This is a genomic window from Hyalangium sp., assembly GCF_045802625.1.
Lineage (GTDB): Bacteria > Myxococcota > Myxococcia > Myxococcales > Myxococcaceae > Hyalangium.
In genome coordinates this window covers 1-14,742 of sequence record NZ_JBJMQP010000087.1, presented here as the reverse complement: position 1 = coordinate 14,742, position 14,742 = coordinate 1, and the positions used below count along the sequence as shown (strand labels likewise).

Genomic DNA, 14,742 nt, shown 5'->3' with positions numbered 1-14,742 from the left:
GGGGTGCCTGCGTTCTCTCCATGAAGTGGCTCGGGTGAGCAGCCTACCTCGCGCGTAGGCTCACCGGGAGCAGAGTGTTCCGCGCTCGAGCATGAGATGGCCAAGAAAAGCCCCGCGTCCCCGTGCTTTGGGTCCGCGGGGCCGTGACTCACGGAGCGGAGATCAGGACGGCTGCGGCGGCTTCGAGCCGTCGAGCACCAGGGGGAGCTGGGCGGTGAGCGCCTCGGCGAGCTGGAGCACCTGCTCCAGGGGAATCCCCTTGAAGTCCAGCACCGCTTTGCCCTTCTCGTTGCGCAGGGCCACCTTCACGAGCGTGCCCTTGCCCTTGGGGAAGCGCAGCGCCACCGCCTCGGCGTACTGGTCTGCCAGCTCCACCTTCTCCGGCGGCAGCGGCTTGCTGGAGGTGGGCTTGCGCTTGCGCTGCAGCGCCCGGCGCATCTGGTCCACGCTGCAGGCCGAGAACGGCTGCTCGGTGACATGGCCCTGCTCGTCGGGCACCTCGATGGGGGTGGGGCCCGGCTCCTCGTGGTGGAGCTCCAGGCCGGAGGCCTCCGCGTACGTCAGCAGCACGGAGAGGCACGTGACGCCGAAGCGCCGAGCCACCGGCTCGCTGAAGTTCTCGGCGACCGTCCCGTACACTTTCAGGGCGGACAGGGACAGGTCCGCCAGGTTCTTGCGGAAGTACTCCGGGGCGTCCTTGTAGCCGGCCTTCTCCGCCAGCCGCTTGTCCACGATGTGGTTGTAGATCTCGCCCATGCGGTGGTGGTTGGAGTTCTCCTGGGCCATGAGCCCGAGCAGCTCGGAGCGCAACTGCTCCAGTGGGGTGCCCTCCGGGATGGCGTGGGCGACAGCGGTGCTCTGCGGGATGGCGCGGGCGACTTCCTTGGGCTTGAGCAAATGGAACATGAGAGGTTTTCCCCCATTGAGAACGCACGATTGCGTTGCCGGCCGCGGACGGGTTTGCCGTTGCGGTTGAGCAGCCCCAAGGCACTTTCCATGCCCACCACGGGCTGCCTGTGGAGACAGGCACTTGCGAGCGAAGGCCGCCTACGACAGTCCGCGTTCGCGGACGATTCGTCCGCGTTGGGAGACGGTCCGAGAAAAAGCGCTGCAATACCGACAGGTTACGCGAGGGTGGTGGCTCGGAGCGTTGCGGGGTGCATTGCCAACCCATTGAATTTGCGGGGGTAGGTTTTGCCCTACACGACAGGGACCGTCCGCGTTCGCGGACTGGGCCCGTCGTGCTCTCCGGACGCGCCGGTCGTCAGGGCTCACCGGTGAGCCCTGGCCACCACAGCGCCCAGGTCGTTCTCCAAGGTCGCCGGAGGTTCTTGGAAGGGAGGCGGCGGGAATCGAACCCGCATCAAGGCGGAAGCAAAATCCTAAGCAGGTCGCGCTGTTACCGGCTAACACCATGATCTCACACCGAATCGTTCCCCCGCTCCGTCCCATCTCGTCCCGTTCAATTCCCCGCTGGAGGGGCACACTAAGGGCACATGCGGCCCAACAGGGTCAATCTGCTTGGACGCAAGCGGCCTGAGTTCCCGGTCTCCTAGTGCTCACGAGAACCCCGTGAGAGGCGGACAGAAGCGTGTGCCTTGGCGAGGTGAAATTGGGGAGGGGCAGGTGGAAGAGAGTGGGGGGCATGATGGCGGAGGCAGCCAGAGGGCACGGTGCTGTACGAGGCGATGAGGGGCCACCTTGCCACCTTGCTGGCGGAGACCAGTAAGGTGGGGCGCGCCCCGCCCGGGTACGTGGAGCGGGATTTCGCTCGCTACCTGAAGTGCGAGGGTCTGCCGCACGGGTTCGCGCGGGGGCGCTGCGAGAGTTGCAAGGACGAACTGCTCGTCGTCTCTTCTTACAAGGGGGAGGGGTGTGCCCCTCCTGTAACGCGAAGCGAGCGCGCGTGATGGCGGCGCACATGGTGGAGCGGGTGCTGCCGCACGTGCCCTACTGGCAGTGGGCGCTGGCCTTCCGCACCGGGTGCGGTGGGGCCTGCTGAAGGACGTGGGACTGCTCTCGGAGGTTCTCAGCAGCGGCTGCGCGCCCACTGCCGAAGGTGTGGCGGCAGGGTGAGGTGGCTGGCGTACCTGACGGCATCCGCTGTGTCCACCGACTAGGCACACGACTCGGCTGACGTCTGTCAGCGGCCCTCCTCGGCTCCAGTTCTCCAGCCCTACCCCTCCATACGCATTCCCTCCTTCCTGTACTCAGCGCCCAAACTTGGGGCTGCCGACAACTCGAAGAGATTCACGGGTCAGCAGCAAAACAGAAGAGCCCCCCCCCCCTCTACTGAACCTTGTCCCCCTGCGCGAACCCGGGCAACATCGCGCCAATGCCGCTGACCACCCAGCAACTTGAGGCGCTCCTACGCGATATAGAATCCGACCGCGTCGAGCGAAAATCCTCCCTCGCGGATCGTGAGCGGTTCCTGGAAGCCATCTGCGCATTCGCCAACGATCTTCCCGATCATCGTCAGGAGGGGGTGCTGTTTGTCGGAGTCCACGATGATGGCTCTTGCGCGGGCCTGCCCATCACGGACGATCTGCTGAAGACGCTGTCGGATATGCGCTCCAATGGAAACATCTTGCCGTTTCCTCAAATGTCCGTGGAAAAGGTCACCCTCGCGGGCTGCACCATGGCTGCGGTCGTCGTGCACCCCTCAGAGGATCCTCCTGTCCGTGTTCGAGGCCGAACTTGGATACGCGTCGGCCCACGGCGAGCCGTAGCGACCCGAGAAGAAGAGCGCCGGCTGTCGGAGAAGCGGCGCCACAAGAACCTCGCGTTCGATTTGCACTCGGTGCAAGGCGCGACCCTGAACGATCTCGATCTCTCCTTCTTCCAGAGCACCTATCTCCCCGCAGCGATCGATGCGGAGGTTCTCGCCGCCAATCACCGAACGGTGGAGGAACAGCTCAGCAGCGTGAGGTTCATTGACGAGCAGAAAACTCCCACTGTGCTGGGACTCCTCGTCGCAGGAAAAAACCCGCGGGACTTTCTGCCTGGCGCCTACGTCCAGTTCCTACGATTGGACGGAGTGGATCTCACGGCACCCGTCAAAGATCAGAAGGAGATTAGCGGCCCCATCACGCACATCATGAGCGAGCTGGACTCCCTCCTGCGGGCACACATCTCTATCCGCACCGATGTCGTGTCGAGCCTGACCGAGACACGCTCCCCGGACTATCCGCTCGTAGCGCTCCGCCAGCTTCTCGGCAACGCTGTCATGCATCGCAACTATGAGGGAACGCATGCCCCCATTCGCGTCAACTGGTTCGAGGATAGAATTGAGGTTCTGAACCCAGGTGGCCCCTACGGGCAGGTGACACTGCAGAACTTCGGTCGCCCGGGGATCACAGATTACCGGAACCCTCACCTTGCGGAAGCCATGAAGAACCTAGGCTTCGTCCAGCGTTTTGGGATAGGGATCTCGCTTGCTAGGGCCGAGCTGTTGAAGAACGGCAACCCCGAGCCCGAGTTCCAGCCCGAGGATTCCCACCTTCTCGTCATCGTCAGAAAGCGCCCGTGAGCCCCCCCGTTGTTGCGTTCTTCAACGTGAAGGGCGGTGTAGGCAGGAGCACCCTCACCTTTCACCTCGCCTGGATGCTGGCGGATCTCGGCTTTCGGACTCTGGCCGCAGACCTGGATCCGCAGTGTGCACTTACGGGGCTCTTCCTGGGAACAGACGAGGCAGCGGACATCTCAGCACGTGGAGAGACTTTGCAGCAGGGCTTCCGGGCGAGCAGCTTCGCTGAAGCCCCCACTCGCCTCATTGATGAGAATCTTGTTCTCCTTCCGGGGGATATGGGCTTGCTGCATCTCGAGCCGTTCCTTTGGGATGCGTGGGAGGACTCCGCCCAAGGGGACGCTCAAGCCATGGCTGGGCTCACGCGCATCCATTATATTCTTCAGGTAGCTGCCCGAAAGCACTCGTGCGACATCATTCTCATGGACCTCTCGCCTTCCATGGGAGCCATCAACAACGCTGCATTTGTTGCGGCGACCCACCTCGTCATCCCTGTTGTACCTGATGCGTTGGCAGTGAGCGGGTTAAGGATGGCTGGGCAGGCACTCGCACGGTGGACCCGCGACTGGGGCGAGCGCCGGGTCCATTGTCCCCCAATGCCCAGCGGACCACTTAGCGGACCGCAACCGCTAGGTTACGTTTTATTGAAGGTCCGCACTTTTCAAGGGCTCCCCATTCGCTCCGTAAGACATTGGATGGATGAAATCCCACTGTCCTTCCATCAGTACGTCATGGAAGGGCATGGAGAGATTCCACGCTCGCTCTCCGAGGACCCCTATTGTCTGGCCGTCCTGAGGGAGAGCCACCTTCTCTCAATGGCTGCCGAATCTCGCAAGCCTAGCTTCCACCTAAGTCCGGCAGATGGTGCTCTGGGTGTCTATATGTCCGCAGTCCAACGAGAGAGGCAGGAATATAAGAAACTCGCCAGTGCTATTGCGGATCGAATCGGCCTGCCTCCCCACTCATGACTCCAAACCCCAACGGGGCTGGGATTAACTCCCGATTCACCGCCAAATGAGGATCGGGCCGTCGTCCAGCTTCCGGCCGCGCAGCTCGAACTCGCAGCCCAAGTTCCAGTCGCCGTGGCCATCCGGGTACATGATGCGCTGCTCGCCTCGCATTACCATTGCCCCGCCTCCTTGATGAACGTCCGGTGACATGGCCTACGCCACACCTACTACGGCAGCCACCTCGCGATGCGGGGCGTGGCCCTCAAGGTCATTCAGGAGTTGATGGGGCACGCCACCATCGAAATGACCATGAGGTACGCGCACCTGTCTCCCGAGGCGCGGGAGAGCGCGGTGCAGGAACTGGATCGGCCCATCCCCCAGCCGCGCGCCGCTCTGGGCTAGCGACGCCAGAGGGGCACACTGAGGGCACATGATGAAAACGAGGGCAAAGAAAAACCCAGCAACCCGTTAAGATTGCTGGGCTTCTCGGGAGGGAGGCGGCGGGAATCGAACCCGCGCCGGGCGGTGCGAAACCTCTCGCTCAAGGGGAAGAGCGCCCGCCGATCTTCGGGAAGCGCTCATAGGCCCGTTTTAGCGCGTCCAGGTGGGAGGGGGTGTCGAGGTCGAGCAGCGTCTCCGTGAACTGCACAAGCCACCCGGCCGACGGCGTGAGACGCGCTTGCGTGAAGGGAATCTCGGGCGAGCGGATGTGCTCGAAGAGCTTCAGGGCAGGCCGCCCCCGGCAGCGAGTGTGCGGTGGTCGTCCCCCACCAGCGCAGGCGCATAGACGTTGAGAATGAGGGGGCTTCGAGAGGTCATCACCAGCTCGCATTATTTCAACCGATGGGTCCGAGTCTTCCCCTGGTGTCTTCTCTGGGACTTCCTCCGCGGCGTGGACCGCTGGGGACTTGCTGGCTTGGCTCCAGGCAAAACCTCAAAATTCTCCTCGAAGAACCTCCGGACGAAGCTCATCGCGTTCATCAGCGCGTCCACAGGCCCCATGCCAAAGATCGGTCTGATCCGAGGTCGAGTGTAGCCCTCGATGAGGACCGGGCAGTACCAGAGCCGCCGCTCGGGCAAGTGCACGGGCCGGCCCACCCGGAGCGTTGAGATACGCGGCTTGCCCTCCGCAGTGATGTATTCCCAGCAATCCTCTGCAATCGGATCTTCAATCCGCCGCAGCTTCGGACGCCAGTCGTCATCTCTCGCAGGCATGGAGCGCAACCTCATGGGTTCCTGGGGGACCCCAAAGGGCCTTGAGCTTCTGCTGGCGCTTCGTCCTTCCTGGCAGGTTCTCGCAGAAGTTCTCCATCGCTCCGCCTCGAATGGGGTCCGCTGGCTCGAGACCGTGGCCGGTGGGAGAGCGGGACGGCCGGCGCGGGAGGACCCATCAGCCGATGGGGGGACCCGTGCCGAGCCGAGGGGCCCGCGACCTGCGCGCCCCGAGCGTGAGCCTGTGGCCTGAACCACCCGAGCCCGCTGCGCTTCCCCTCGTGACGTGAGAGGTTCCGAGCGAGGCACATCCAGTCAAAACGAAGGGCCCGGAGCCAGCACCTGGCCCCGGGCCCTCGTTCACCTCAAGACGGCCGGCTCAGCGGCTCAGTGGCACATCGCGCTGCCATCCGTGCCCGGCGGGCACCCCTCGCCGACGCAGTAGTGCACGCCGCTGTCCACCACGGGGTGGTTGTCGGACATGTCGTGCGGCACATAGACGTGGCAGGTGCTCTGGATGGTGCCGCCTGGAGCGTTGATGGCATAGCGCACGCTGTAGACGCGGCCATCGCCCGTGCCCTCACGCTCGGAGCGCACCTTCACGGACTTGCCGTCCGCGGAGATGACGATGTCCTCGCAGGTGTGGCCATCGCCGTTGCCATTGGCATCCTCCACCTCGTCCGAGCTGACGCCGAGGATGGTGCCGTACTGGTCCACCGGCAGCGTGTCGCCACACGAGTCATGCGCCGGGCCCGCGCAGCCGGACAGCGCGATGTCCACGTACTTGTGGTTGGGCGGCCACAGCAAGGTGCCCAGGTCATCGCCGGGGCCAGCGACGCCATCGCAGCTACCCCCAGTGCCGCCGTCGGGCGTACCACCCCCAGTGCCGCCGTCGGGCGTACCACCCCCAGTGTCGCCATCGGTCGTACCACCGCCAGTGCCGCCATCGGTCGTACCACCGCCAGTGCCGCCATCGGTCGTACCACCGCCAGTGCCGCCGTCGGGCTCACCCTCAGGCGACACCACGCAGATGCTGTGCTCGTCCAGCGGGTTGACGTGGCCCTCGGCGAAGCCCGTCAGCGACTTGGCGTAGATGCCGCCATCGAAGCTGCCGTTGCTGAAGTTGATGTCAGCGTGGGGCGCCAGCACCGTGCCCCAGAAGCCGAAGCCATTGGCGGTGATGCTGGTGGTGTCCACGAAGTTGTAGAGCACGCCGTGCTGGTCGATGCCTCCGCTGAACTGGATGCCTCCACCGCTGATGGTGGCCGAGGAACCGCGGATGTTGACCACCACGAAGGAGCCGGCCGGCGCGTCGATGGACCACAGCGTGGCGCCGGTGAGATCACTGGCGTTCACGTCGAAGACGTTCTGCTGTGCGTCCGTGCCGCGCATCATGATGCCGCCCCAGGTCTCGCGCGTCGTGGTGCCGTTGGCCGTCAGGCTGGCCAGCTGCGCGGACAAGGTGACCAGCTCCGTGCCGCGGGCGGCGAAGTCGATGGGAGCGCCCTGCGACACGGCGCCTCGCGGGTAGACCACCGTCGGGTCGGCGCTGTAGCTACCCCCGTGCCATGCATCACCCCAGACGCCGCCATTGGTGAGCGTCAGGTTGCCGCCCGCCACCAGCGTGTTGGCGATGTCCGTGTCCGGCCGCCTCCAACCCACCGAGAAGTTGTCCATGGTGATGTTGCCAGCCGCCGCGACCTTGCCCTCCACGTCCGTGCCCAGGTTGTAGTCCCCGAGCAGGAACAGGTTGTAGTCATTCAAGCGGACCGTGACGGCCGAGGACCCGGCCGGGCAGGCGCCGTTATCGTCGAGGTGGCCGCTGCTTCCTGCAGGCCCCTGCGAGTCATCTCCAGAACCAACCAGACCGCAAGCCGTGAGCGACAGCAGAGCGGCAGCCAAGGCGATAGCATGGAAAACGCGCATAACGTGAATGCTACCGCCAAGCGCCCCCGGAATCCACGTCAAAATCGGATTAACAGCATTTGGCCATTCAGACGACTCGGCGCATGTGGGTCCATCAGCGCGCATGACCCTCACCGGCTTCACCAACCGGTCCAGTCGATGTCGCTGACGTAATCGGCGAACTTACCGCCCCAGCTCTTGAAGAGCTTGTTGACTTCGTCCTTGGCGTAGCCGGCTCCCTGAGCGCGCTGGAGAGCCCATCGGAGCTCAGGTCGTATGCGCTCTTGAGGTAGTTGCCGATGGAGGCGGCGGCAATCGAACCCGCATCAAGGCGGAAGCAAAACCCCAAGCAGGTCGCGCTGTTACCGGCTAACGCCTTGATCTCACACCGGATCATTCCCCCGCTCCGTCCCGTCTCGTCCCGTCTCGTCCCGTTCAATTCCCCGCTGGAGGGGCACACTGGGGGCACATGCGGCCGAACAGGGTCAATCTGCTTGGACGCAAGCGGCCTGAGTTCCCCGGTCTCCCAGGGCTCACGCGAACCCCACCTACCAAGCGCACTCCCTGGCTTATGGGTTACCCGTCAGCGTCCCTTCCCCCCCGCTCTGCTCCCGCCCGCTACGCCCAATAGGGCTCCTGTCCTTCCTATGCTTCAACAGGAGTCACGCTGCCGCTCGGGCTCCTAGAACTTCAGGGATAGTGGCTCTTGGCCCGAAAATCGATCGCCCCACGAATGGACCGGCTCGGTGGCGTGCGACGGATGCGGTCGCGCAAGTACTCGCGGAGCTCCGGCGGCTCGCGACTCTCCGCATCTTCTTTGAGAATCCGCGCCCACACCTCCCCGTTCTCCCTCTTCTCTAGGACATAGAACCACTTCTGCCGAGCGGCCCGGGACGCTTCGTAGGCAGCCTCATCCACCTCCCAGCCACGAATATTGTTGATCAGAGCGATCCGGATCTCCGCCGGCCGGGACGTCGTCGGTGGCCACAGCTCGATCAGGGCCTCTTCAGGTCCCTCGGCTCCGACCCAGTGAATCTCGCCAGCTTGAACTCCCTCTTCACTGCCACGCCTTGGGAACATCGGCTCGAGCATGGACTTGTAGTCCTGCGGTATCCGCAGGTCGCGGGCTCCTCCGCCGCTCTCCGGATCATCGTTGGACACTGCGCGTTGTTTCCTCACGTCACCCGGTCGGATCTCTTGAAAGAACATCAACACGGGGGCGGGCTGGTCGGATGGCACGCTCATACGCCGCCTCCGCCAACCTCGGGGAGGGGCTCGGGACCGGCTGGAGCACTCGGGGACGAGGTCTCGACATCAAAGCCGCTTTCCACATCGATATCCGACCACACCACCACCTGGTCTTCGTGCCGCTTGACGGCTTTGATGCCTCCATCTTGCGACATGACGAACGCCAGCCCTTCGGGCTTCTGGTGGCAGAACCGGAAGGAGGAGCGATGCCGGGTGCCAAACGACTCGATCGGCACCTGCCGCTCAGCTTTGCCGGTGTAGTCCTTCGCCACATGGACTTTCTTCAAGTCATCGTTGATGACGGTGATCTCGGCCCCGAACCCCAGGAGCCGCAGGCGGTCTGTCAACACCACGGCTCCGTCCACGGCACACAATGCGGAGATGAACCGGATCGCGTCGGACAGCTGCTCGGCCGCATCCGTCGAGGCGCTGGACTGCAGTTTGGAAAGGACCTGCCCCACCGCCCTCTCCCAGAGTCGCCTGTCATCGCAGGGAAACTTCACCCGCAGGCAGGGGCTGAGCTCCGGCCCGGCAAGCTCCCACGTGTCCGGCACGATCAAGAGTGCTCCGCCGTGCCCCAGATCCCGAATGCCCAGCAAGATACGGCGGATGCAATCCACATAGATGCGCTGAACCCAGCTTCGGCCCACCGGCGAACGCATGGCCTCGGGCACCCTCTCGGCGATGGCCCGGGCGAGTTCCTCCACCGCCGGCTGGAACCGCTCGGCAATGGGGCCGCTCTGCAAGAGCCCCAGGATGGGCGACGTGAGCGCCCCGTGCCTCAACCGGAGGATCGTTCGGCCCGCCCGGGAGACGGTCAGGTCCCCTGGCTCGTTCGAGGCCAGCGTGAACTGGCCGGGCGGCGGAGCGCTGGAGTACGCCTCGCCTCGCAGGAACCTGACCCAGGATGAGCCCGTGTCCACCAGTCCCCAGGTCCGCAACTCGCGAGCCTGCTCTCCTGCCTCCGAGCCTCCGTCGCCAGCGGTGCTGGCGCGCTCCGCCTCCGCCCATACGCCAATGGCCACCTGCGCGGGATCGGTCGCTGGAGCCAGACGGCGTATGCCGTCCGCATCGAATGGCACCGGATGGCCGAACTTCACGACGGTTACCGACGCCTCCTCGCGCAGTGCTTGTTCCTGGCCGTACACCAACCGGAACCGCACCCGTCGAGACTCCTCCATCATCAGGCTCGCGTGGTACGCCTCGTGTAGCAGCTCCTCGAGCACATCCGCTGGGGGCAGAGGCAACGGCTCGTCGCTCTCACCTGGATCTGGCTCCTTCCAGGCCTCGTCGATCTCCGTGAGGAGCCTGTCGCTGGGGTACAGCCTGCTGCGTCTGGCCACCCGTTCCTCCTCACTCAGCATACACGGTGTAGCGCAGGACAGCACGCGCCTGGATAGCGCAGGACAGCACGCGCCTGGGTATGGTAGGTCGCCCGTGCATTACACTCGGGCTGACAAGAGGGACTGTGACGGTCAGGTACATCGGATCGAAGTCGCGCCTCGTCAGCGCCTTGGCTCCCTTCATCGGCTCTCCCAAGCCGTCGGACGGTGTGTTCGTCGAGCCCTTCTGTGGGACAGGGGTCGTCGCGGAGGAGGCGGCTCGCATGGGCTGGCGGGTGCGCCTCAACGACCACCTGAAGAGCGCGACGATCATGGCCGCCGCGCGCCTCACCTCGAAGAGCCAGGCGCGCTTCGCGTCACTCGGCGGCTACAGGCAGGTCCTGGAGCACCTCAACGCGCTACCGCCCACGAGCGGTTTCACCTGGAGGGAGTACAGCCCCGCTTCCCTTCGGGAGGTCGGCATCCAGCGCATGTACTTCACGGAGGAGAACGCCGCGCGTATCGACGCCATCCGACAACAGGTGGCTCAGTGGGCCGCTGAGCGCGCGGTCTCCGCCACGGAGGAGCGCCTCCTGCTCGCGGACCTGCTGGCCGCCACCAACCGCGTGGCCAATATCGTCGGCACCTATGGTTGTTTCTTGAGCCACTGGCTGCCCCAAGCTCGGGAGCCGCTCCAGCTCGCGATGCGAGACCTCTTTCCGCATCGGGTCCACTCGGAGATCCTCATAGGGGATGTCCACGCGGTGCCTGTGGCTCCGGAGGATCTCGTCTACCTGGATCCGCCCTACACGAAGAGGCAGTACGCGGCCTACTACCACATCCTGGAGACCATCGCCGTTGGAGACACCCCTGCCGTCGAGGGCATCACGGGATTGCGTCCCTGGCGCGATCGGGCCTCCGATTTCTGCTACCGGACCCGGGCACTCCAAGCACTCCACAAGCTCGTCGCGAGGCTGGCTGCCCGGCGCGTCCTGCTCTCGTACAGCTCCGAGGGGCACGTTCCTTTGGACGCGTTGATGCGTGGGCTCGGACAGCTAGGCTCCGTCTCCGTCCATGAGCTCAAGGTTGTGGGGCGCTACCGTCCCAACCGGGCAGCCCGGGACGCGGCTGCGGCCGTCAGCGAGTACCTGCTGGTCATCGAGCGCTCCACGCAGACCCTGCGTCAGATAGCCTTCGTATGAGCTCGCCACGTCCCCTCGAAGAGCATCTGCTGGAGCCTGCTCTCCAGGTCCTTGAGGCAGCCACCCGCGATCACTTCGGGGCGGAGCACTCCGTGCGGCTGGAGGTCCTCGAAGCCGCAGCAAGTCGGCTCGGTGGGTTCTCGCTTGAGGGCTATCGGAAGGTCTTCGCGGACGGCTACCGGCTGAAAGCGCGCCCCGCACTGGCCCTGGCGGAGGCGGTGGTTGATGCGATCCGTAGTACCCCGATCCCGCCCGCGATCGCCTTGAGCGCACTGGCCCGGCCTCTGTTGAGCGCCTCGGCGCAACGCAGATCCGGCGCGTACTACACGGACTTTCGCCTGGCACAGTCACTCGCGGAGACTGCTCGTGCCTCCCTGGTGGACGGAGCTCGCATCATTGATCCGGCCTGCGGGACAGGCATCCTCCTGGTGGCGGCCGTGCTGGCTGGCTGTGGCGCGGATCGGCTGCGTACCTCCGCTTGGCTCAGGCATCAGATCTACGCTGCGGATCTGTCCCCCGAGGCACTCCGGGGAGCGCGGTTGGCGCTGGCGGCGCTGACGGATGACCTGGACGTCATGGAGGAGATGAGTAGCCGCTGGCGCGAGCAAGACAGCCTGCTTGCGGGAGCGGCGGCCTGGCGCTCGCGGGTGCCGGCGGGCTTCGACGTGGTCATCGGCAACCCTCCTTGGGAAAAGCTGAAGCTCTCGCGCCACGAGTTCCTGCGCTCCACTGGCCAAGAGAGGCACTACGGAGAGGACTACGGCCCGGCGGCCCTGGATCTCGATCGCTATACGGCCGAGCGGGACTCCCTCACGAGCTATGTCCATCGCCTCGGCCAGCGCTACGCCTTGCTCGGCACGGGCGAGCCCGACCTCTACCAGCTCTTCCTAGAGCTCTTCTTCCACCTAGCGCGGGGTGGGGGCTGTGTGGCCGCCCTCGTACCGGCAGGGCTGATCCGGTCCCAGGGAGCCCAGCGCCTGAGGGAGTTCCTGTTCGACTCCACGACCGAGCTGGAGCTGACCATCCTAGAGAACCGCTCCCGCTTCTTCAGCATCGACACCCGGTTCAAGTTCGTTGCCCTTCGGGCCGTGCTACGGGCCGGAGAGGAGCGGCGCTCGGAGCTCTCCGTCCTCCATGCCCAGGGGACGGAGGCGGGGGTCGAGCGCACAGGTGCGGCTCGAATCAGCCGGCAGGTGCTCCGCGAGGTCCGGCCTGATCTCACCGTGCCCGAGGTCCGTAGCGATGCGGAGTGGCGGATCTTCCGGACCCTCTCGCGGGAAGGGATTCCCTGGGGGACGACGGAGGACGGGTGGAGTGCCCGGATTGTCCGCGAGGTCGATATGACCAACGACCGCCAGCACTTCTCCCGCACCCGTCGTGCCGACATGCTGCCCCTCGTTGAAGGGCGGATGATCCAGCAGCACCGGTTCGGAGCGAAGCGCTACGTGACAGGCTCGGGGCGGCGGGCGCGCTGGGATGCGATTCCGTTCGGGGAGAGCAGTATGGAGCCCCAGTTCTGGTACCCGCGCTCCGCCTTGAGTGAAGAGCTTCGAGAGCGGGCTTGCCAGCCACGGATCGGCTTCTGCGACATCACGGGACAGACCAATGAACGCTCCATGCAGGCCGCGCTTATTCCTCCAGGGGTCATCTGCGGCAACAAGGTGCCGACGATCACCTTTCCCCTGAGTGGGGCGGATGAGAAGCGACGCCTTTTCCTCTGGCTGGCCATCGCCAACAGCATCCCCTTCGACTGGCTGCTTCGCCGAGTCGTAACCACCACGATCAACTACTTCGTGCTGCTGAGTGTGCCGCTCCCACGAATCGATCCTGGTGGAATCTTGGCTCGCCGGCTGTCCGCCGCCTCCCAGGAACTGCACGAGTTCGATCAGAAGGGGAGAGGCGGCATCCACCTCTGGGACGTCGCTAGGTTGCGCGCGCAGATCGACGTGGATGTGCTTGAGGCTTACAAATTGGGGCTCGAGGATCTCCAGGAGATCCTCAAGGACTTCCCCCTCCTGGACAGAAGCCAACCAGCCCTTCCTGGGGAAGAGCGCTCCACCGTCACCCAAGACTTTCTGATGAGCAGCGCGGCGCGGCGGTTCAAGCACCCGGCGGCGCGCTGGGAAGCCCGGCTGGGGCAGGCTCGGAAGATCGGCGCGATTCCATATATCCCGTCGGAGTTTGGGCTCTCAGCGGGGTCCGACAAGAAAGCAGAGAACGGCTGACCCATAGATGCCACTCTTCTTATGGAAGCGGAGTTGTGCTTGCCCCCTTAAGGCCCCAAGGGGCCAGCGGCGGACGACGGTCAGGGGCATACACGCACACGGGGCTTGTCTCCCGTCCACCTCGGAGACAAGCCAATCCCATCCTCGGCACGAGGCCGAAACAGGGCCTGCGGGGAGTGAGAGAGAGGGCGCAGCGGGTGGCTAGGTGGTCCCGCCCCGCTCGGTGATGATGTCTTCTTCCTGCACCATGTTGGGCGGCAACTGGCTCTCGCTCGTGGGCCCGAGAACGCTCCGGATCATGCTGGCCCCCATCAGCGAGATCTGCACCTCGTAAAGCGCCTCCTTGGCTCCGTAGGGGGCTCTCAGCGCAGCGAGGCCCGCCCGCAGATCGGCCTCCACGTCAGCCGCCGACTGATAGCGGTCTTCCGGGTTGCGCTGGAGCAACCGGCGGACGATGGAGCGCAGCGGATGCGCTAGCGGCTCGGTGATCTCGTCCACCTCTTCCCGGGTGAACGTGGCAGCCCGCAGGATGCAATCTTCCGCATGGTCCTGTAGCTCTGCCTCCATGGCCTTGATCGCCGCGTCTAGAACCTGTGTATCTGTTCGCCGTGCCCCGTCGTGACGTGAGGGGTGAGGCGTGAGACGTCCAGGGCTCCACCCGGAGGAGTCGATGGAGAAGGAGTTGGAGCAGTTCCAGCAGGAAGTGCAGCGGTTGAAAGCGGGGCGGCGGGGTGGCTCGTTGCCATTCCCCGAGGCACTGAGAGCTTTCGCGGTGCGCTACTTGGAGCAGATGCAGGCGGCAGGCGGGAGTTTGGTGGAGGCGGCGGCGAAGCTGGGAGTGTCGGCGCCGACGCTGTACGAGTGGCGCAAGGGGCGCACGGCGGGCAGCACGAAGAGGAAGAAGCGCACCGAGAAGAGCGAGGTGCTGGTGCCCGTGCGAGTGAGTGAGGGGCCTGCCGAGGCCGCAGGGGTGCGGGCCGGGCCGTTGGCGGTGGTGTCGCCGAGCGGCTTTCGGGTGGAGGGGCTGAGCGTGGAGGCTGCGGCGGCGCTGCTGCGGAAACTGGGGTGCTGACGCCCACCCGAGCCGTGCGAGTGTTCGCCTGTGCAGCGCCCGTGGACATGCGCAAGGGGTTTGATGGGCTCAGCGCCCTG

General features: G+C 65.1%; 12 protein-coding genes and 1 pseudogene. 6 read left to right on the top strand and 7 right to left on the bottom strand.

The genetic code is table 11. The features are described 5' to 3' along the window. Positions 1-162 precede the first annotated feature (162 nt). On the bottom strand, positions 163-906 hold the full coding sequence (locus ACJ8AT_RS16375) for a hypothetical protein (RefSeq protein ID WP_407738673.1): 744 nt from the start codon (positions 904-906) through the stop codon (positions 163-165). Positions 907-2,335: 1,429 nt separating this feature from the next. Here ACJ8AT_RS16375 and ACJ8AT_RS16370 point away from each other — a divergent pair. Together ACJ8AT_RS16370 and ACJ8AT_RS16365 are read left to right on the top strand one after the other, a co-directional pair. Further along, positions 2,336-3,529: an ATP-binding protein gene (locus ACJ8AT_RS16370; protein ID WP_407738672.1), complete on the top strand. Its 1,194-nt coding sequence runs from the start codon at positions 2,336-2,338 to the stop codon at positions 3,527-3,529. Further along, positions 3,526-4,494 (top strand): ParA family protein, encoded by a 969-nt coding sequence (locus ACJ8AT_RS16365; protein ID WP_407738671.1) that lies wholly within the window; start codon positions 3,526-3,528, stop codon positions 4,492-4,494. The genes ACJ8AT_RS16370 and ACJ8AT_RS16365 overlap by 4 nt, the downstream gene beginning before the upstream one ends. Positions 4,495-4,530: 36 nt before the next feature. On the opposite strand, the gene ACJ8AT_RS16360 is transcribed toward ACJ8AT_RS16365, so the two are convergent. Continuing rightward, positions 4,531-4,653, bottom strand: a complete 123-nt coding sequence (locus tag ACJ8AT_RS16360; protein ID WP_407738670.1) for a hypothetical protein — start codon at positions 4,651-4,653, stop codon at positions 4,531-4,533. A 30-nt stretch (positions 4,654-4,683) separates the two neighbouring features. Here ACJ8AT_RS16360 and ACJ8AT_RS16355 point away from each other — a divergent pair. Further along, positions 4,684-4,878, top strand: a pseudogene (locus ACJ8AT_RS16355) (tyrosine-type recombinase/integrase); the annotation flags it as partial. 139 nt (positions 4,879-5,017) lie between these two features. On the opposite strand, the gene ACJ8AT_RS16350 reads toward ACJ8AT_RS16355, so the two are convergent. The 4 genes from ACJ8AT_RS16350 to ACJ8AT_RS16335 all read right to left on the bottom strand — a co-directional run bounded on the left by ACJ8AT_RS16350 (position 5,018) and on the right by ACJ8AT_RS16335 (position 10,205). Continuing rightward, the gene (locus ACJ8AT_RS16350; RefSeq protein WP_407738669.1) at positions 5,018-5,308 is read right to left on the bottom strand and encodes a DUF5953 family protein; all 291 of its coding nucleotides are present in this window, start codon (positions 5,306-5,308) and stop codon (positions 5,018-5,020) included. A gap of 767 nt (positions 5,309-6,075) precedes the next feature. After that, the gene (locus tag ACJ8AT_RS16345) at positions 6,076-7,590 is read right to left on the bottom strand and encodes a choice-of-anchor A family protein (protein ID WP_407738668.1); all 1,515 of its coding nucleotides are present in this window, start codon (positions 7,588-7,590) and stop codon (positions 6,076-6,078) included. A 693-nt stretch (positions 7,591-8,283) separates the two neighbouring features. Then, complete coding sequence (locus ACJ8AT_RS16340; protein ID WP_407738667.1) at positions 8,284-8,838, bottom strand: hypothetical protein; 555 nt, start codon at positions 8,836-8,838, stop codon at positions 8,284-8,286. Further along, positions 8,835-10,205, bottom strand: a complete 1,371-nt coding sequence (locus tag ACJ8AT_RS16335) for a putative sensor domain DACNV-containing protein (RefSeq protein WP_407738666.1) — start codon at positions 10,203-10,205, stop codon at positions 8,835-8,837. Before ACJ8AT_RS16335 ends, ACJ8AT_RS16340 begins: the two co-directional genes overlap by 4 nt. Positions 10,206-10,309: 104 nt before the next feature. On the opposite strand from ACJ8AT_RS16335, the gene ACJ8AT_RS16330 reads away from it, so the two are divergent. Further along, the gene (locus tag ACJ8AT_RS16330; protein WP_407738665.1) at positions 10,310-11,365 is read left to right on the top strand and encodes a DNA adenine methylase; all 1,056 of its coding nucleotides are present in this window, start codon (positions 10,310-10,312) and stop codon (positions 11,363-11,365) included. Next, entirely contained in the window at positions 11,362-13,590 is a 2,229-nt protein-coding gene (locus ACJ8AT_RS16325; protein ID WP_407738664.1) for an Eco57I restriction-modification methylase domain-containing protein, read from the top strand. Before ACJ8AT_RS16330 ends, ACJ8AT_RS16325 begins: the two co-directional genes overlap by 4 nt. 201 nt (positions 13,591-13,791) lie before the next feature. On the opposite strand, the gene ACJ8AT_RS16320 is transcribed toward ACJ8AT_RS16325, so the two are convergent. Further along, positions 13,792-14,157, bottom strand: coding sequence for a hypothetical protein (locus tag ACJ8AT_RS16320; protein WP_407738663.1), 366 nt, complete (start codon positions 14,155-14,157; stop codon positions 13,792-13,794). A gap of 70 nt (positions 14,158-14,227) precedes the next feature. Between ACJ8AT_RS16320 and ACJ8AT_RS16315 the strand changes: the two genes are divergently transcribed. Continuing rightward, positions 14,228-14,662 carry a hypothetical protein gene (locus tag ACJ8AT_RS16315; protein WP_407738662.1) on the top strand — a complete coding sequence of 145 codons (435 nt, stop codon included), beginning with the start codon at positions 14,228-14,230 and terminating at the stop codon, positions 14,660-14,662. Positions 14,663-14,742: the final 80 nt, after the last annotated feature.